Annotated in this window: 11 protein-coding genes; 4 read left to right on the plus strand and 7 right to left on the minus strand. The window is 41.7% G+C overall.

Features of this window, described 5'->3' with window-relative positions; all coding sequences use genetic code 11:
• Positions 1–565: 565 nt before the first annotated feature.
• Entirely contained in the window at positions 566–766 is a 201-nt protein-coding gene (locus HWQ39_RS01505) for a heavy-metal-associated domain-containing protein (RefSeq protein ID WP_179064296.1), read from the minus strand.
• Positions 767–1010: 244 nt separating this feature from the next.
• Here HWQ39_RS01505 and alaS point away from each other — a divergent pair, with 244 nt between their 5' ends.
• Positions 1011–3653, plus strand: a complete 2643-nt coding sequence (gene alaS, locus HWQ39_RS01510) for an alanine--tRNA ligase (RefSeq protein WP_292840557.1) — start codon at positions 1011–1013, stop codon at positions 3651–3653.
• Between the two features lie 315 nt (positions 3654–3968).
• Here alaS and HWQ39_RS01515 read toward each other — a convergent pair whose 3' ends face one another.
• The 4 genes from HWQ39_RS01515 to HWQ39_RS01530 form a co-directional block, all read right to left on the minus strand.
• Positions 3969–4463 carry an ureidoglycolate lyase gene (locus HWQ39_RS01515; RefSeq protein ID WP_292840786.1) on the minus strand — a complete coding sequence of 165 codons (495 nt, stop codon included), beginning with the start codon at positions 4461–4463 and terminating at the stop codon, positions 3969–3971.
• Positions 4464–4577: 114 nt separating this feature from the next.
• A complete protein-coding gene (locus HWQ39_RS01520; protein ID WP_292840560.1) occupies positions 4578–5597 on the minus strand; it encodes an RNA polymerase sigma factor, RpoD/SigA family in 1020 nt (339 codons plus the stop codon).
• Positions 5598–6719: 1122 nt separating this feature from the next.
• Complete coding sequence (locus tag HWQ39_RS01525) at positions 6720–7148, minus strand: deaminase (protein ID WP_292840563.1); 429 nt, start codon at positions 7146–7148, stop codon at positions 6720–6722.
• Between the two features lie 72 nt (positions 7149–7220).
• On the minus strand, positions 7221–7619 hold the full coding sequence (locus HWQ39_RS01530; protein ID WP_292840566.1) for a hypothetical protein: 399 nt from the start codon (positions 7617–7619) through the stop codon (positions 7221–7223).
• 745 nt (positions 7620–8364) lie between these two features.
• On the opposite strand from HWQ39_RS01530, the gene nifJ reads away from it, so the two are divergent.
• Positions 8365–11994, plus strand: a complete 3630-nt coding sequence (gene nifJ, locus HWQ39_RS01535; protein ID WP_292840569.1) for a pyruvate:ferredoxin (flavodoxin) oxidoreductase — start codon at positions 8365–8367, stop codon at positions 11992–11994.
• 222 nt (positions 11995–12216) lie between these two features.
• Here nifJ and HWQ39_RS01540 read toward each other — a convergent pair whose 3' ends face one another.
• Both HWQ39_RS01540 and HWQ39_RS01545 read right to left on the minus strand, forming a co-directional pair.
• Positions 12217–13797 carry a DHA2 family efflux MFS transporter permease subunit gene (locus HWQ39_RS01540; protein WP_292840572.1) on the minus strand — a complete coding sequence of 527 codons (1581 nt, stop codon included), beginning with the start codon at positions 13795–13797 and terminating at the stop codon, positions 12217–12219.
• Between the two features lie 340 nt (positions 13798–14137).
• Positions 14138–14788, minus strand: coding sequence for a hypothetical protein (locus HWQ39_RS01545; RefSeq protein WP_292840575.1), 651 nt, complete (start codon positions 14786–14788; stop codon positions 14138–14140).
• A gap of 444 nt (positions 14789–15232) precedes the next feature.
• On the opposite strand from HWQ39_RS01545, the gene pruA reads away from it, so the two are divergent.
• Both pruA and HWQ39_RS01555 read left to right on the plus strand, forming a co-directional pair.
• Positions 15233–18205 (plus strand): L-glutamate gamma-semialdehyde dehydrogenase, encoded by a 2973-nt coding sequence (gene pruA / locus HWQ39_RS01550; protein WP_292840578.1) that lies wholly within the window; start codon positions 15233–15235, stop codon positions 18203–18205.
• A 344-nt stretch (positions 18206–18549) separates the two neighbouring features.
• A complete protein-coding gene (locus HWQ39_RS01555; protein WP_292840581.1) occupies positions 18550–18996 on the plus strand; it encodes a GNAT family N-acetyltransferase in 447 nt (148 codons plus the stop codon).
• Positions 18997–19191: the final 195 nt, after the last annotated feature.

Consider the following 19191-nt stretch of genomic DNA (forward strand, 5'->3'; position numbering starts at 1 on the left):
CATTGAATTACACATGTTATTTCCCATAAACTACTTCAGCCTTTTCCTTAAAGAAATAGGCTTTGATCAAGTATTAAGATAGGAGTTGAATTAAAAAAATTTAAATCAAATAGACAGGAGAACTAACTCCTGCTCTGGATAGTAGCTTTGCGGGACTAACACGCTCTAAAAATTACAGACTGAATTTTTAGGGTAAAAATTCACAATGAAAAGAGATTGTGAACTCAAGTTTCACCATGTTCTAGCAGGAGAAAGAAAATATCTCTGCCTATGTGTTATCTGTGTTTGTTTATATACAGCTATTTTCAGGTAAATAGACCATGCGGTAGGGGTACAGCATTGCTGTGCCTTCACGACAGATGTGGTTCAAATACATGAAAACTGCTGTAATTCACATTTTTTATTTGCTGCAACATCATAAATCTGGAAAACAAGGCTAAATAAAAAACTTGTGGGTAAATTGGTTACATTTCGCCCTTTCTATGGGCGGACTAAACATAAAAAAATTTTGTTAGCGTCGCCTAAGATATTAAAATCTGAACCTCTGCTAAAAGTTAGAACCCGATCAATAACCTTCAATAGCGTAACCAGCAGCAACAATTACCTGTTTGATTGACTCCTCGGAAGCTGTGGATTCCACCGTGACAGTTTTAGCGTTAACATCGACATCCACCTTGGCATCAGGTTCCATAACATGGATGGACTCAGTAATTGTGTCTGCACATCCCTCACAAGCAATATTTGATACCTTCAGTTTTAGTGCCATTTGTTACCTCTGTATGGAAAATTTAAAGTATTTCTTAAGGATTAATACTAACCATTGAAATCTATTTGTGCATCCTACCAGAGTCAGATTATGGTGTAAAAGTGTCCTAATGACTGCATTTTGCTTACTGACTGGCAAAATTCGCTGGCAGTAAGATGAAACAAAATGCAAGAATATATAAAGCTATTTATGAAAATACACTTACTTAGTGCCGCCATGCCTAAGTCTGAAGTTAAAAACACTTATGTCTTCAAATCCCCAGTACCTAAGCGGTAACGAAATTCGCAACATATTTCTCGACTTCTTTGCCCAACGGGAACACCAAATTCTCCCAAGTGCCTCCCTCGTGCCAGAAGACCCAACCGTGCTGCTGACGATCGCGGGGATGCTACCATTTAAACCAATATTCTTGGGGCAGCGCACACCAGAATTTAAGCGGGCTACGACTTCGCAAAAGTGTATCCGTACCAACGACATCGAAAATGTCGGACGCACCAAACGGCATCACACGTTTTTTGAGATGTTGGGCAATTTCAGCTTTGGTGATTATTTTAAAGAACAAGCGATCGCTTGGGGTTGGGAAATCTCTACGCAAGTCTTTGGCTTTTCCCCTCAAAATCTCGTCGTCAGCGTTTTTGAAGATGATGATGAAGCCTTTGAGATTTGGCGCGATCAAATCGGTGTGTCGGTAGCGAGAATTAAACGCTTGGGCGAAGATGATAACTTTTGGGTATCTGGCCCCACTGGCCCTTGCGGCCCTTGTTCGGAAATTTATTACGACTTCCACCCAGAACGCGGTGAGGAAAATATCGATTTAGAAGACGATACCCGATTTATCGAGTTTTACAACCTCGTCTTCATGCAGTATAACCGGGATGCTTCCGGGAATTTAACGCCACTGCAAAACAAGAATATCGACACCGGCATGGGGTTGGATAGAATGGCGCAAATTCTCCAAAAAGTACCCAATAACTACGAAACTGACCTAATTTTCCCAATTATCCAAACAGCAGGGCAAATTGCTGGTGTTGATTACCACAGCAGTGATGAAAAAACTAAAACTTCTCTAAAAGTAATTGGCGATCATATTCGGGCTGTTATCCACATGATTGCTGATGAAATTCGCGCTTCCAACGTGGGAAGAGGTTATGTGCTGCGGCGGTTAATTCGGCGGGTGGTGCGTCATGGGCGATTAATTGGGATTTCTGGTGAATTTACTACCCAAGTTGCGGAAACTGCGATCGCTCTTTCAGAATCAGCTTACCCCAATGTGCGCCAACGGGAAGCAGCAATTAAAGCTGAGTTGCAACGGGAAGAATCGAATTTCCTCAGAACTCTGGATAGAGGCGAAAAACTGCTAGAAGAAATCATCCAAGAGGTGAAACAGCGAGGGGAAACTCAAATTAGCGGTGAAAGTGCATTTACCCTCTATGATACCTATGGATTTCCCCTCGAACTTACTCAAGAAGTTGCCGAGGAAAATAATCTGATAGTTGATGACGCGGGATTCAATATCGAAATGCAAAAGCAGGTGGAACGTGCTAAAGCAGCACATGAAACCATCGATTTAACTGTGCAAGGTTCCCTCGACAAACTAGCAGAACACATTAAAGTCACCGAATTTATCGGCTATACCCAACCTGCTGCAACTGCGAAAGTTGAAGCGATTTTGGTAGAAGGTGTTTGCCAAGAGGAAGCAGAAGCGGGGACAGAGGTGCAAATTGTCCTTGACAAAACGCCATTTTATGCTGAATCGGGGGGACAAATCGGCGATCGCGGTTATATCTCTGGTGATGGTATCGTTGTTCGGGTAGAAGACGTGAAGAAAGAATCTGATTTCTTTGTTCACTTCGGACGCATCGAACGCGGTACACTGTGCGTAGGCGATCGCGTCACTGCCCAAATCGATCCCGCTTGTCGTCGTCGCGCCCAAGCTAACCATACCGCAACGCACCTATTGCAAGCGGCTTTGAAGAAAATTGTTGATGAGGGCATATCTCAAGCAGGTTCCTTAGTTTCCTTTGACAGATTGCGCTTTGATTTCAATTGTCCCCGCGCGTTGACAGCAGAGGAAGTTCAACAAATTGAGGAACAGGTGAACACTTGGATTGCTGAAGCCCATGCTGCGAAAATAGAAGTACTACCTTTAGCAGAGGCGAAAGCTAGGGGTGCTGTTGCGATGTTCGGTGAAAAATACGGCGAAGAAGTGCGGGTGATTGACTTCCCTAGCGTCTCAATGGAACTATGCGGTGGAACTCATGTGAGTAACACTGCTGAAATTGGGGTGTTCAAGATTATTTCCGAAGCTGGAGTAGCTTCTGGGGTGCGGCGCATTGAAGCCGTTTCGGGGCCAGCAATCCTAGATTATCTCAATCTGCGGGATAAAGTAGTTAAAGATTTGAGCGATCGCTTTAAAGTTAAACCTGAAGAATTACCAGACAGAATCACAAGTTTGCAAAGCGAACTGAGAAATAGCCAGAAGGAACTGGAAACCTTAAAGGTACAATTAGCGATCGCTAAATCTGACAGCTTACTACAAACAGCAGAAACCGTAGGCGGCCATAAAATTATTGTCGCCCAATTAGAAGATGTCGATCCAGAATCATTGAAAACCGCAGCCGAACGCTTATTGCAAAAAATCGGTAACGGTGCAGTGGTGCTGGGTTCTGTTCCTGAAGCAGGGAAAGTTAGTATAGTTGCAGCTTTTAGTCCAGAAGTCAACAAAAAAGGACTGCAAGCTGGTAAATTTGTAGGTGCGATCGCTAAAATTTGCGGCGGCGGCGGCGGTGGAAGACCGAACTTAGCCCAAGCCGGCGGACGCGATGCAAGTAAATTACCAGATGCCTTAGGACAAGCGGAAAGTGATTTAAAATCCGCCTTGGGTTAACGGTATAGCGCAATTCCCCATCCTTAACTAGCGAGTTCGGTGGGGATTATGAATGATAAGAGGATGTTTGAAAAGTCTTAAAGTATACTAAAAACCCCACTTCCATTCCTCTCCCCGGAACGGAGAGAGGCTTTGAATCTTACTCCCTTCCCTTGTAGGGAAGGGGCTGGGGGTTAGGTTTCCGAGGCTTTGATGTTACCAAAAATACTTTTCAAACATCCTCTAAGAATTATATCTAGTAACGAAGTCTAAAATTAATTGACAGAGGCAATAACTAGATTACTGGAGTCAATCTAAAATATAAAATTGTATTATCTAAACCATCTCAAACTCTAATTGATGACTTTTGAGAAAATCATGACTGAAATGATCTACAACATTTGTATCAGCTAGTTCTAAATTATAAAAATCCACAGTTTCATGGTCAAAATGGGGCCCAGCGTGCCAAGTACCCTCATGTAGCTTGATAAAACAATTCCCCGGAATGCGGAAAGCAGCAATCTCTTCTAAAACTGGTTCATTCACATCATTATGAGGAGGAGAAACCGCCATTAACCAGTCTTTCCCTTCCAAAGAACCTAGACATTGAGTGCATTCGACATGGCGAGTAATTTTGTGAAACTTTCGCCCTCTCTTCTGCAACCGCATAATATAAAATCGTGGAATTCCGTTTTGCAAGCTTAAATGAGCATCTTCTCCATCGTAAGTTTTACCATCAAGACTTGCAAAAATCACTTGTCCATAAGGTCGAAAGTTTTCAGAAGTCACCCATTGTGCTTGCAATTGCTGCACTGTTTTTGATGTACTCATATCAAATCTTTGAGAGAGATTACTTAGGTTTATTTTCTCCCAAAATGACTGAATTTTATCAGTCATAATGGTGACTTCCTGAGTTTAAGTGCCCTACATTATGAAAAAATAACTTCAGCTAGCTAGATAACTACGTACTTGCTCCTTTTGGCGTCTCAGGAGACTGAGAGCTTTTTGCTCTATCTGACGCACTCGTTCTCGACTAATGCCCATGCGATCGCCAATTTGTGCTAAAGAAAGTTCATAGCCATCAGTGAGGCCAAAGCGTAAGGTTAATATTTCTCGCTGCTGGGGAGACAGTTTTGCCAACAAGTCTTGTAAGTCTTGGTGGAGAGATTCTTCAACGGCATAATCTTCTGGAGAAGGGCCATCATCTTCCAGGATGTCTTGCAATTCTGTATCTTGTTGTTCGCCAACTCGCGCTTCTAGGGAGAAGGGTTGACGCGCCAAGTACAAACACTCTCTAACTTGACTAGGTGTCAAAGATAACGCGGTGGCAATTTCAGCAGTAGTAGGAACGCGACCTAACTGTTGAGATAATTCTCGCTGTACCCGTTTAATTTTATTCAGTTTTTCAAATACGTGGATTGGTAAACGAATTGTACGTCCTTGTTGAGCGATCGCTCGTGTGATTCCTTGACGAATCCACCAATAAGCGTAGGTAGAAAACTTATAACCAAGAGCGGGATCAAATTTATCCACTCCTCGCTCTAAACCCAAAGTACCTTCTTGAATTAAATCCATAAATTCCAGGTTGCGGTGCTGGTATTTTTTCGCCACAGCTACCACTAACCGGAGATTAGCCTGAATCATTTTCTGCTTGGCTTGATGCCCTTGATTTAGCTGTTGTTCTAACACCTCAACACTTGACTCCACTTGATCTGCCCATTCTTGCAGCGTGGCTTCGCGATCTAATTTCACAGCCAATTCTTCTTTAGCAACTAGTAAATTCATCATCTGCTGCACGTGTTGGGCAAAAATAACCTCTTGTTCGCGAGTCAACAAATCTACACGCCCGATCTCTTGCAGATAACTACGCACAATATCATCTGTAGCTCGAGGTCTTTTATCTGCGGCTAAACTTTTTTTCTTCGTTTTTTGAACTTCGGCATGTGGAGATGTTAAGTTGCTCATGGTTATTTGCTCCTCTGTAACCTCATCAATTTATTGGTATCAAGTCTAGATATTCAGACCCATAGCCATTTCACACTGCTAATCAATCAATTGGCAATACTGATGAATTCTGGTCTATGATACATTACAAGTCAATTGTTGGAGATAATAAACCCAAAATCAACCCACCCATTAATAATAACATCATCAGCAGTCACAAATCAATTGCCTAAAGATATGATCGGTATATCCTTAGAAATAATTACACTCCTTTATTTTAGATTTTTGCACATTTTCAAACACAATTATGTTTTAGTTTAATTATTCAATTTAGTTCCTAAAAAATAAAAACTTTACCGAAATAATGATTTTGCAATGCCAGAAATAAATTCCTAACAGGAACTATCAAGATAAGTCATATTTATTCAATCACAAACAATTATTTATTGGAGTGTTAATAGTCTACTGATACTTCCATGTAATTCTCATTCAGTAAAAATTAAATATAAAATACCCATTTTTCATCTCTATTTTTTTGTTAGATAATCCAATCATCTGAAGACGGGTAGGTAGGAGGCGATCGCTAAGGATGAAAGCAAGCACTTTTCTTATCCCTCCGCTAAAAGACATCTCCAGAAATTAAATATGTGTTACCCATAACTCTTGTAGAGACCTAGCAGTGCTACGTCTCTACATTCTTTTCGGAAATGTCTAAAGAATAACTTTCTTTTGGAGTCAGGTTAAATACTTGTAATTAGGGATTGAGGATGACCAAGATGCAGGTATCTGCCACAATTGCCCTTGGTCATACTACACGCAGATATCTGCATGAAGTTTAGTATTATCAATGTAATTACTCTTGGAAACATTTTCTAGACTAAAAGTAGTAACAGTGGTAACACTAACACCAAGTATTATCCTTGGCAAGATCGGGAACACCCGTGATCGCGACCAATATTTTAATTGAAGCCGATAGTTGACTGTTATGCCTTCCACTTCCAATCCGGTTCGGTTAAGATTTTTTGATGAAAATTTTAGATCGCTAAAGATGCCATAACATCAAAGACGCGATAAATCGCCGTCTCTACAACGATCAGTCTGGCGATTCATCGCGTCTCTTGCCTTAACCGAACAGTATTGCCATCACTTTCGTAGATATTGGCTAAGAAAAGCATTCACTTCATTGGCGCATAATCCGACATTAACCGTTTTTCCTGCAATTCTTAGAATATCTAATCCTTGACCATTGTTGCGGGGGTCTGGATCAAGTATGGATACATATATTTCATGTATTCGACGATCTTCAGCGATCGCTAAAGCACATGATGGTGTGCGTCCATGAAAAGAACAAGGTTCAAGTGTGACATACATTTTCAAGAAGTTGAAAGCTTTGCCTTGAATCTGTTGAAGTGCATCAGCCTCAGCATGGTGTTTTCCCGGTATCCGCGTGTATCCTTGAGCTACTATTTCTTGAGCATCTACAATTACACAGCCGACTGGTGGATTCGGCAAACATTCAGGCATTGCTTTTCTGCTTTGAGTTAAAGCAGCCAACATAAATATTTCATCCATGTTTGAACGTAAATTATTGAGATAAATTACACTACCAAGAATTGGTTATCTCTTGTTAAAAAAGTTTATATACTAAAACTGAGTAACTGTCACACTAATACCAGTACCAGAATCCAGTTTAGGAACCTTGAGGTACTCAATTGGCTCTGTACTTTGAGAACTTTGGATACTTGCTGGCTGCTGACATTGCTTAAAAAAAGAGCCTGGGTCATTGATTAACTCAAGCGGGTTAATTTTTGGGCATCCTCGCTCTCGCGTTAGCGAAACTGATTCAGCAGTTTGTTGGGGATTATTAGTCTGTCCGATAAAATTATTCCATGTACTGTTAATCGTGGCTGGTTGTGTCAATAAAACTTCAGCCTGATTGCGATCACTAGTTGTATTGAGAATATTCTCTTCATTGCCGTAGGCACTTTGGGAAAGAGTAAGTGCGCTAATCACAACGACTAAGGTGATGAAAGAGGATTTCATATTTTAATCTCTCAAACATTTAATATCAGTTTAATAATTACGGTTGGCTAGATACAGAAACCAAAAAATAACAGCCTACTTTAAGTATTCCAGGCTAGCACACATAGTTAAGAACTATAGCTAAACTTCATTAAAAATCCAGAACACTAGCCAAAGAGGGCGATCGCATTCAAGCCGGACAGTCGCTCAAATGCAAGCAAATTTGAGTAATTCACGTATTCATTTTGGTATATCGTTGAGGCGATCGCCTTCGATTCATTCAGCAAGAACTTTACATAACCACTTCCCCTAACGGGGACGTAAACTTTTGTTCCTAATTGTGAACTGCTGTGTTGAAAAAAGCTTCTTTACATAACCACTTCCCCTAACGGAGATGAAAACGAGATAGAAGCCCGACCCTATACCCCACAAAAAATAATCAATTAACTGAAAGCCTTATCTAATAAGTGCTTTGGCTATTGAGTACATTATTAATACATATTAATAGATGCGGTATTTCGGATGAGATACTAATACATGAAGTGTTTATTTAAAGTTAATTAAAGAGCCGAAAGCCATTGATAAATTCTTAGTAATAATTCAGCACCCAGAAGTCAAAAGTCAGAGTTTAAAAGGAATGCAGCATTATTAGTACATTTATGTATAAAAATTTTTCCTAATTCTTTGACTATTCTGAATCCTGAATTCTGACTCCTGAATTCTGCTCTTACTATTAACACTGAGAGACGGGGACAAAAATCCAATTATGAACAAAACCTTTGCAACCATCGATGGGAATGAAGCTGTCGCCCGTGTTGCTTACAAACTAAATGAAGTGATTGCCATTTATCCCATCACCCCCTCTTCAGCAATGGGTGAATGGGCAGATGCTTGGTCAGCAGAACGTCGTCCCAACCTCTGGGGTACTATTCCCAGTGTCGTGCAGATGCAGAGCGAAGGCGGGGCGGCTGGTGCTGTGCATGGGGCATTACAAACAGGTTCCCTAAGTACCACCTTCACCGCATCTCAGGGATTGTTGTTGATGATCCCTAACTTTTATAAAATTGCTGGTGAACTGACTAGCGCTGTGGTTCACGTTGCTGCTCGTTCTTTGGCTACCCATGCTCTATCGATTTTTGGCGACCATAGCGATGTAATGGCAGCTCGGGCTACTGGTTTTGCTCTGCTGTGTTCGGCTTCGGTGCAAGAAAGCCAAGATTTTGCTCTGATCGCCCATGCTGCGACTCTAGAGACGCGAGTCTCGTTTATGCACTTCTTTGACGGTTTCCGTACCTCACATGAAGTACAGAAAGTCAAATTGCTTTCAGATGACGATTTGCGATCGCTCATCCACGATCATCTCATACTTGCCCACCGCAGCCGCGCCCTTACCCCAGATCGTCCAGTCTTGCGGGGGACTGCCCAAAACCCTGATGTCTACTTCCAAGGACGAGAAGGTGCTAACCCTTACTACAACGCTTGTCCAGATATTGTCCAACAGATCATGGATGAATTTGGAGAACGCACTGGGAGGCATTATAAAATCTATGAATATTACGGTGCTAAAGATGCCGATCGCGTTATCATTCTCATGGGTTCAGGCTGTGAAACTGTTCATGAAACAGTAGATTACCTAAACGCCCGTGGTGAAAAACTTGGTGTAGTCAAAGTGCGACTTTACCGCCCCTTTGATGTCCAAAAGTTTGTTGCAGTATTACCAACTAGTGTACAAGCGATCGCAGTTCTCGACCGCACCAAAGAAGCAGGTAGCGCTGGGGAACCTTTGTATTTAGATGTTGTGGCTGCTATCCATGAAGGGTGGGGGGAAAAAGCAGGGGAGCAGGGAGCAGGGAGCAGAGGGGAGAATCTTCTCCCCCGCGCCCTACACCCTGCCCCTCTGCCTAAAATTATTGGTGGTCGTTATGGTCTTTCTTCTAAAGAATTTACGCCGGCGATGGTGAAGGGCATTTTTGATAATCTGGCCCAAGCTAAACCAAAAAATCACTTTACGATTGGAATTAATGACGATGTTAGTCATACTTCTCTCAGCTTTGACCCCAAATTCTCCACAGAGTCGGATAATGTTGTCAGAGCAATGTTTTATGGATTAGGTGCGGATGGCACTGTTGGGGCTAACAAAAACTCTATCAAGATTATTGGTGAAGAAACCGACAACTACGCCCAAGGCTACTTTGTCTTTGACTCCAAAAAATCTGGTTCAATGACCGTTTCTCACCTCCGCTTCGGTAAAGAGCCAATTCGCTCCACCTACCTAATTGACCAAGCTAACTTTATTGGTTGCCATCACTGGGGATTTCTAGAACGCATAGATATTTTAAAAGCTGCTATTCCTGGGGCGACTTTGCTGCTTAATAGTCCATACAATGCAGATACCGTCTGGGAATATTTGCCGATAAAGGTGCAACAGCAAATTATCGACAAGCATTTGAAGTTATACATAATTAATGCTAGCCAGGTTGCCCGTGAAAGTGGTATGGGTGGCAGAATTAACACTATTATGCAGGTATGCTTCTTTGCTTTAGCTGGTGTCTTGCCCCAAGAAGAAGCCATCGCTAAAATCAAACAAGCCATTGAAAAGACTTACGGAAAAAAAGGCGCAGAAGTTGTCCGCATGAACTTGCAAGCCGTAGACAACACCTTAGACAACTTGCATAAAGTAGATGTCCCCCAAACAATCCACATTCCTAACTCCTCACTCCTCACTCCTCACTCCTCACTTAATTCCGCCCCCGAATTTGTGCGAGAAGTTCTAGGCAAAATCATGATTTGGGAAGGTGATGATTTACCTGTTAGCACATTACCAGTTGATGGCACTTTTCCCGTCGGTACTGCCAAATGGGAAAAACGTAACGTTGCCGAAGAGATACCTGTGTGGGAGCCGGACGTGTGCGTTCAATGTGGTAAGTGCGTCATGGTTTGTCCCCATAGCGCCATCCGTGCCAAGGCTTATCAAGCCGATGAGTTAGTCAATGCACCAGGAACCTTCAAATCAACTGCTGCAAAAGATAAAGACTTTGCCAATCAAAAATTTACCATTCAAGTTGCCCCAGAAGATTGCACGGGATGCACGATTTGTGTAAATGTTTGCCCTGCTAAAGATAAATCTGAGCCATTGCGGAAAGCAATTAACATGGTACAGCAGTTGCCTTTACAAGAGCAAGAGCGGAAAAATTGGGATTTCTTTTTGAGTTTACCTAATCCTGATAGGCGATCGCTAAAATTAAACCAGATTCGCCAACAACAACTGCAAGAACCCTTATTTGAATTCTCTGGTGCTTGTGCAGGTTGTGGTGAAACACCTTATTTAAAATTATTAACACAATTGTTTGGCGATCGCGCTGTCATCGCCAATGCTACAGGTTGTTCCTCAATCTATGGTGGCAATCTCCCTACAACTCCTTGGACAACCAACGCCCAAGGACGCGGCCCCGCATGGTCTAATAATCTATTTGAAGATAACGCCGAATTTGGTTTTGGCTTCCGCCTCTCCCTCGACAAACAAGCTGAGTTTGCAGCCGAGTTGTTGCAACAATTGGCAAGTGAAATAGATGAAAACCTTACTCAGTCAATCTTGAAAGCTGAACAAAAATCTGAGGCTGACATTTGGGAACAGCGCGAAAGGATAGAACTGTTGCAGCAGAGGTTAGATGAAATCGTCACTCTTGACCCCAATCTCAAATCTAAAATTCAAAATCTCAAATCACTTGCAGATTACTTGGTGAGAAAAAGCGTCTGGATTGTTGGCGGTGACGGTTGGGCTTATGATATCGATTTTGGCGGTATCGATCATGTAATTGCTAGTGGTCGAAATGTCAACATTTTGGTGATGGATACAGAAGTGTATTCTAATACAGGCGGTCAATCTTCCAAAGCCACGCCAAAAGCCGCAGTTGCCAAATATGCCGCCAGTGGTAAGCCAGCACCTAAAAAAGACTTAGGGATGATTGCCATAACCTACGGAAATGTCTACGTAGCGAGTGTAGCCCTTGGTGCGAGAGATGAACATACCCTCAAGGCATTTTTGGAAGCAGAGGCTTATGATGGGCCATCATTGATTATTGCTTACAGCCATTGTATCGCCCACGGCATCAATATGACTACAGGGATGAATCATCAGAAAACTCTCGTAGAATCAGGTCGTTGGTTGCTGTATCGGCATAATCCAGAGTTGCTTAACCAGGGTAAAAATCCATTGCAATTGGATATGCGATCGCCTACGCAATCTGTAGAACATTCTATGTATCAAGAAAATCGTTTCAAGATACTGACTAAGAGCAAACCAGAGGTAGCCAAGCACTTGTTAGAACAAGCCCAAGCTGAAGTAGATGCACGTTGGCAGATGTACCAATATTTAGCAAAGCGTGAGACTATCTAGACATCTAAAATGGTTTTCTTAAGGAGGCAGGAGGACGTTCGCGCAGCATGTCGTAGACAAGGCAGGAGGTAAGTAATCCCCATAATATTTAGAGGATTTAATAAGGACGTAGTATTTCTTGCGCTACACCACTCGTTATACATATTTTTTTGTTTGCTAAGATTCTAAACCAGAAAAAGCTGGAAAATAACACACCTTGAAAGGGCTACCTATAGAACAAGTCTAATGAGCCACAGCCCCACCTGTTGGCTTCACTTTTTTGAGGAATAAAACGGCAATGCCACTGAGTAATAATGCAATACCAATAAAGTAGAAACAATCGTTAAAAGCCAGCACAAATGCTTCCCGACGGACTATATTTGATATAGATGCGATCGCTTGATTGTGAGCAGTATTTAAATCTGCCCCCCGACTGATAAAATACTGGGTCATTTGGTCAATTCGCTGTTGAGTTTCTGGGTTATATAAAGATACTCCATCACCCAATCTATTCGAGTGAAGTTGCTCTCTATTAGTTAATAAAGTTGCTAAAGATGCAATTCCGATAGAACCGCCCATATTCCGCATCATATTAAATAAACCACTCGCTGAACCTGCTTCTTTTGGATTCAAACCAGCAGTGGCAATAGAACTAAGTGGTACCATAATTAGAGGTTGTCCCATTGCTCGCACAAATTGCGACCATCGTAATTGCTCTAATCCAGTTTCATGAGTCATTCCAGAGTTCATAAATGCACTGATGGAAAACAAAGTCACACCAACAGCCACCATTAAACGCACATCAATGCGTTGCATTAATCTGGGTATGAGAGGAATAATAAACAGTTGGGGAATACCAGCCCAAATCAATACTTCGCCAATTTGTAGCGCATTATATTGTTGAATTTGAGCAAGATATAGAGGTAAAATATAAATTGAACCATACAATCCTACCCCTAGCGATACATTAACAACACTAGCTAAACCAAAGTTACGCCTAAGTAAAAGTCGCAAATTAATAAATGGTTGTTTACGAGTTAGTTCTATTAAAAAAAATATCGTTATAAAAATTACTGCTAGTATACTTAAACGTACAATCAATGCTGAACTAAACCAATCTTTGCGGCTACCTTCTTCTAAAACAACTTGCAGGGAACCTAGCCCAATCGCCATCGCAATAATTCCCCACCAATCACCTTGTTTCAGCAAATTAATTTGGGGTAGTTCTTGCTTAATTCCATACCAAACCCCAGCTAGCATTAATACCCCTGGAATTACATTTATATAAAAGTTGTATTCCCAACCAAAATTTTCTGTTAACCACCCTCCGATTGTCGGGCCAATTGAAGGCGCAAAAACTGCACTAAAACCAAATGCAGCCAGTCCAACTGATTGCTTAGATTGGGGTAAAGTCGTTAAGACAACTGTCATGGCAGTGGGAATTAACACTCCTCCACTAAAACCTTGTAAAGCACGGAATAAAATCATGGAATTGAGATTCCATGACCAAGCACAGCAGATAGAAAAGAAAATAAATAGTGCAGTATTTACTAACAGATAACGCCGCAGAGAAAATACCCGTGATAACCATCCTGTTAGAGGAATTACCACAATTTCTGCTACAAGATAGGCTGTAGAAATCCAAGAACCTTCTTCTAGAGTCGCTCCTAAACTTGCTTGAATATCTTGCAGCGAAGCATTAGTTATTTGAATATCTAATACTGCCATAAATGCACCAAGCATACTAGCTAATACACCAATCCAGGTTCTTAGTGGTACACGCTCTGGAGGTGCTTGTTGATGAATTACACCAGTATTAGCCATAGTGTTCTTCCTGTTTTCAAATTCAGTAGTAAAAAATCTCTTATTAAATCTTATCTTTCTTTCTGATGGCTAAAATAAAATATTAATACTAGATCAAAGCTCATTATAGAGATTCTCCCTTGGATGCAGGTTTTGACCTCTATCCGAGGCGGAGAGAGGCTTTGAAACCTGGTTTTAGTTTTTCTCTGGTTGTATGAAATTACCTTGTCTTAGCGTCGCGGCAAGTAGGTTAGGTTTTTTGTAGAACTTGCTACATGATGTGAAAAGTCAGGTTGATCGCAGGGGTGTAAGCTATGCTACTTTAACAGGTGTTGCATCTATAAGTAAAATTGATGTAAAACTAACCAGATAATAAAGACTGAATTTCTCCCTGGATATTGCCACGGGCAGATGGTTCAGCGAACTCTAACATTAAAGGCGTAAAGTAGATATGCGATCGCCTTAAAAATCCCTCTAAAACCTGCTGACGACCTCTGATATAATCTTCTTCTGCCACCCAGGCATATTCCTGGCGAATGGCATAGCTGTATTCTCGATACTGCACTGAGTCAGTAGCCAAAATCCCTAAATCTGCATCAAGTAAAACTTGGCTATCATAATCATTCACCGCAGCTTGATGGTCTTTAGTGTTCAGAATCAGACGGGTGACAGTAGTGATGATAGTTTCTGGAATACCCAAATTACTCAGCAATTCAGAAGCATAGTCTGCACTTCGTTCTTCATTATCTTGAGATTGAGAGTCATACACTACATCGTGAAACCAGGCAGCTAGTTGAACAGCTGCTAAGTTATTGGTGTAGCCTTGCAAAATCTCAATTGTGCTGAGAATGCGATCAATGTGTTTCAGTGTATGGTAGTAGCGATCAGGAGTAGAGTAAGCTGCAATCAAAGGATAAAAGGCTTTATCAGCCGCTACCTGGTCAACGCCAAAGGGTTGGAGTGTGTGTTGCCAGTTAGAAAATAAAATATGCGTGAGGTTTTCTGTAGGCATAAATTTAGTATTGACGCTCTTAGTATGACTGAGCTAATCTCTTGTGTTGCAACATCTGTCTATCAAATTAGAAATATAGCAATCCGATTTGATTTCTGAATTACTCGTAGAGGTAAGGGACTGGGGAAGGTGGGGGCCCCTGTGGGGATAAGGGGTAATGGGGACTGGGAAGAAGGAATAAAGGTGTACTGAGTTTTGTTCAAAAATCAAAGATGAGTCCTATAGATCAACAAAAGGATAACATTTGTTATTGAATTGGGCATTGGGAAAGAGGAGGCAGGGGGCAGAAGACAGGGGGCAGAAATTCTTTAATTTTGAATTTTGAATTTTTAATTGAATTCCCCACTCCCGACTAAATATGGTGACTGCGAAATGAAAGCGTCAAAATAGAAGACACAGGGTTTATATAAAAAGCCTTGCCTTGATTAACGGAGTTTATTATCAGTGGTATTACAAGTACAAACAAGCACCTACGAAACTAAAACCCAAGAAATTGCTAAACAACTTCTAGCAGCAACCCAGGAAAATCGCTCGTTTCTTTCTTCCCTACGGGATCAAATGCGCTGGGATGATAAATTACTAGCTTGGGCGATGAGTAATCCTGGCTTGCGGGTGCAACTATTTCGCTTTATAGATACGCTACCTGCTTTGCACAGTAAATCAGAAATTGCCTCACATTTACAAGAATATCTCGGCGATGAATCTGTAGAATTACCGGCAGCTTTGAAAGGGATGCTTAACTTTGCTAATACCGACTCTGTACCAGGACAAGTTGCTGCTACAACCGTTGGTACAGCAGTTGAGACTCTCGCACATAAATATATTTCTGGGGAAAATATTAAACAAGTCATCAAAACAGTTGAACGATTGCGAAAAGAGAAAATGGCTTTCACCATCGACTTACTTGGTGAAGCGGTGATTACCGAAGCGGAAGCGCAGTCTTATCTAGAACGCTATCTAGAATTAATGCAACAATTGGTGGAAGCATCAAAGAATTGGTCAGCTATCCCGGCTATTGATGAGGCTGATGGCGAAGCAATCCCAAAAGTTCAGGTTTCTGTTAAATTAACGGCGTTTTATTCCCAATTTGACCCATTAGATGCTAGAGGTAGTGAGGAGCGAGTTAGCGATCGCATCCGTACTCTCTTACGTCGTGCTAAAGAGTTGGGCGCAGCTGTGCATTTTGATATGGAACAGTATGCCTATAAGGATATAACTCTCAGCATTCTGAAAAAACTGTTACTAGAAGAAGAATTTCGGCAACGTACAGATATTGGTATCACTATTCAAGCATATCTGCGTGATAGCGAGCAAGATGTCAAAGACGTAATTTCTTGGTTGAAACAGCGCGGTTATCCCCTAACTATTCGTTTGGTGAAAGGCGCATACTGGGATCAAGAAACGATCAAAGCAGCCCAAAAGCATTGGAAACAGCCAGTTTACAACGATAAAGCGGCAACTGATGCTAACTTTGAAACCATCACTCAGTTGTTGTTAGAAAATCATCAATATGTCTATTCTGCCATTGGTAGCCATAATGTGCGATCGCACTCTCGCGCCATTGCCATTGCTGAAAGCTTAAATGTCCCTCGCCGTCGCTTTGAATTACAAGTCCTGTACGGTATGGGTGATAAAGTTGCCAAAGCATTGGTTGACAGGGGTTATCGGGTAAGAGTTTACTGTCCCTACGGTGAATTATTACCTGGCATGGCGTATTTAATTCGGCGGTTGTTGGAAAATACCGCTAACAGTTCTTTTTTACGGCAAAATCTCGAAAATCGACCAATTGAAGAATTATTAGCGCCGCCAATTGTCAAAGAAGAAAAAAACTCTTTAACTCCTAACTCTCATTTCCTCGGTGCGCCTGATACCGATTACGCCCAGGAAGAGGTGAGAAAGAAGACGGCGCAAGCTTTCCAAAACGTTCGTCAACAGTTGGGTAAAACTTATTTACCACTGATTAATGGCGAGTATGTCAATACGCCAGAATTTGTTGATTCTCTCAATCCTTCTAATTTCAGTGAGGTAATTGGTAAAGTTGGGTTGATTAGCATTGAACAGGCGGAACAGGCGATGCAAGCTGCGAAAGCGGCGTTTCCTGGGTGGAAGAAAACACCAGCCAAACAACGCGCTGATATTTTGCGGAAAGCGGGTGATTTGCTGGAACTCCGCCGCGCCGAATTTTCAGCTTGGATAGTTTTGGAAGTTGGTAAACCAGTTAAGGAAGCTGATGGAGAGGTTTCGGAAGCGATAGATTTCTGTCGATACTACGCTGATGAGATAGAACGGTTAGAGGAAGGTGTGAATTACGACATACCTGGTGAAACAAATCGTTATATCTACCAGCCACGGGGAATTGCTGTAGTGATTTCTCCTTGGAATTTTCCGCTAGCGATCGCTTGTGGAATGACTGTTGCAGCTTTGGTTTCCGGCAATTGTACTCTCCTCAAACCTGCGGAAACATCTTCTGTAATTACGGCAAAACTCACAGAAATTTTGATCGAAGCTGGTTTTCCTAAAGGTGTATTTCAATACGTACCTGGAAAGGGTTCCCAAGTCGGGGCTTATTTGGTAAATCATCCCGATACTCATGTGATTGCTTTTACGGGTTCCCAAGAAGTCGGCTGTAGAATTTACGCAGAGGCGGCAACGCTGAAACCCGGACAAAAGCACATGAAGCGGGTAATTGCGGAAATGGGTGGCAAGAATGCGATTATTGTCGATGAAAGTGCTGATTTAGACCAGGCTGTTGTCGGGGTAGTGCAATCGGCATTTGGTTACAGTGGACAAAAATGTTCTGCTGCTTCCAGGGTAATTGTACTGCAACCGATTTATGATGCTTTTGTGCAGCGATTGGTGGAAGCGACGAAATCCTTAAATATTGGGGAAGCAGAATTACCGAGTACCCAAGTTGGGCCAGTAATTGATGCTAATGCCCGCGATCGCATCCGCGAGTATATTGAGAAGGGTAAGGCAGAAGCACAACTAGCATTGGAATTACCATCACCCGAACAAGGATATTTTATCGGGCCAGTCATTTTTAGTGAAGTCTCACCAAATGTGGTAATTTCCCAGCAAGAAATTTTTGGCCCGGTGCTGGCGGTAATTCGGGTGAAAGATTTCCAGGAAGCGCTAACAGTCGCTAACGGGACAAACTACGCCTTAACTGGCGGACTTTATTCTCGAACACCTTCGCATATTCAGCAGGCGCAGACAGAATTTGAAGTTGGCAATTTGTACATTAACCGTAATATTACCGGAGCGATCGTTGGGCGACAACCCTTTGGGGGATTCAAACTTTCTGGAGTAGGTTCTAAAGCAGGCGGCCCTGATTACCTCCTACAATTTTTGGAACCACGCGCAGTGACAGAAAATATTCAGCGCCAAGGTTTTGCACCAATTGAAGGTGCAGAGTGAACGATAAAAGTAGGTAGTAGTCTGTCAAATTCCCTGTAGAGACGACGATTTATCGCGTCTCTCTAGCCGTCAAAATGAATTGGACAGACTAGCAGGGCGTATGTCCTATCTATTTAGACATAGGAATGAAAATGAATGTAGAGACGTTATAGCGGTTCCCATTCAGATGAGGTACAACATTACATCGCAAGGTGTAGGGGCACGGCATGCCGTGCCCCTACGGCTGTACCTTACTAGGTCGGGAAACGCTATACATATAACGTCTCTACATAGATTTCAGCTAACTGATCATTAATTTCACCAGATGTCTATTGTATATATGAATCCTACAGATACAGAGAACAATGAGTAATTTAGTTATAAAAGTTGTTGAATTTCCCCAAGATTTTCCGGCAATTCAAGCAATTAGAAAATCAGTTTTTCAAGAAGAACAAGGTGTAGATCCCGCTTTAGAATTTGATGGGAAAGATGAAATATCTACTCATTTAATTGCTTATTTAAATAGTGAAGTTGTGGGTACTACCAGAATCAGATACTTGAATGAAAAAACTGCCAAAATAGAAAGGCTTGCTGTTTTATCGGCAGCTAGAGGGCAGGGTATTGGTAAAAAAATTATGGAAAATGCTCTACAAGTGATAGCTAACAAAAATATTCTAGAAGTAATGGTTCATGCTCAAGAATATATAAAAGATTTATACAAAAAATTGGATTTTGTTGAAGAAGGAGAAATATTTGAAGAAGCCAGTATTCCCCATATCACAATGAGGAAAATTTTCTCACATTCTAAGTGACAATGTATTATATTTTTTACAAAATCCTTAAATTGTGTAGGTTGAGTTGAGGAACGAAACCCAATATTTCTAGGGCTTTGTTGGGCTGCGCTACAATTTTTCACAAAGCCAAGCGTATTGCCTTATAAAGGAGAGGGAAGCTAGAGACAGGATGAAGTTTTGCATTTTATTTAATCCACGTTCCTATTCGGTCAT

This window comes from Nostoc sp. NMS8, assembly GCF_017115045.1.
Classification (GTDB): domain Bacteria; phylum Cyanobacteriota; class Cyanobacteriia; order Cyanobacteriales; family Nostocaceae; genus Nostoc.

What these genes read in the sequence shown, in the direction of transcription:
- HWQ39_RS01505 (WP_179064296.1), bottom strand. Translation starts at nt 766, where the DNA reads ATGGCACTAAAACTGAAGGTATCAAATATTGCTTGTGAGGGATGTGCA.
- HWQ39_RS01530 (WP_292840566.1), bottom strand. Translation starts at nt 7,619, where the DNA reads ATGAAATCCTCTTTCATCACCTTAGTCGTTGTGATTAGCGCACTTACT.
- HWQ39_RS01525 (WP_292840563.1), bottom strand. Translation starts at nt 7,148, where the DNA reads ATGGATGAAATATTTATGTTGGCTGCTTTAACTCAAAGCAGAAAAGCA.
- HWQ39_RS01555 (WP_292840581.1), top strand. Translation starts at nt 18,550, where the DNA reads ATGAGTAATTTAGTTATAAAAGTTGTTGAATTTCCCCAAGATTTTCCG.
- HWQ39_RS01515 (WP_292840786.1), bottom strand. Translation starts at nt 4,463, where the DNA reads ATGAGTACATCAAAAACAGTGCAGCAATTGCAAGCACAATGGGTGACT.
- alaS (WP_292840557.1), top strand. Translation starts at nt 1,011, where the DNA reads ATGTCTTCAAATCCCCAGTACCTAAGCGGTAACGAAATTCGCAACATA.
- nifJ (WP_292840569.1), top strand. Translation starts at nt 8,365, where the DNA reads ATGAACAAAACCTTTGCAACCATCGATGGGAATGAAGCTGTCGCCCGT.
- HWQ39_RS01545 (WP_292840575.1), bottom strand. Translation starts at nt 14,788, where the DNA reads ATGCCTACAGAAAACCTCACGCATATTTTATTTTCTAACTGGCAACAC.
- HWQ39_RS01540 (WP_292840572.1), bottom strand. Translation starts at nt 13,797, where the DNA reads ATGGCTAATACTGGTGTAATTCATCAACAAGCACCTCCAGAGCGTGTA.
- HWQ39_RS01520 (WP_292840560.1), bottom strand. Translation starts at nt 5,597, where the DNA reads ATGAGCAACTTAACATCTCCACATGCCGAAGTTCAAAAAACGAAGAAA.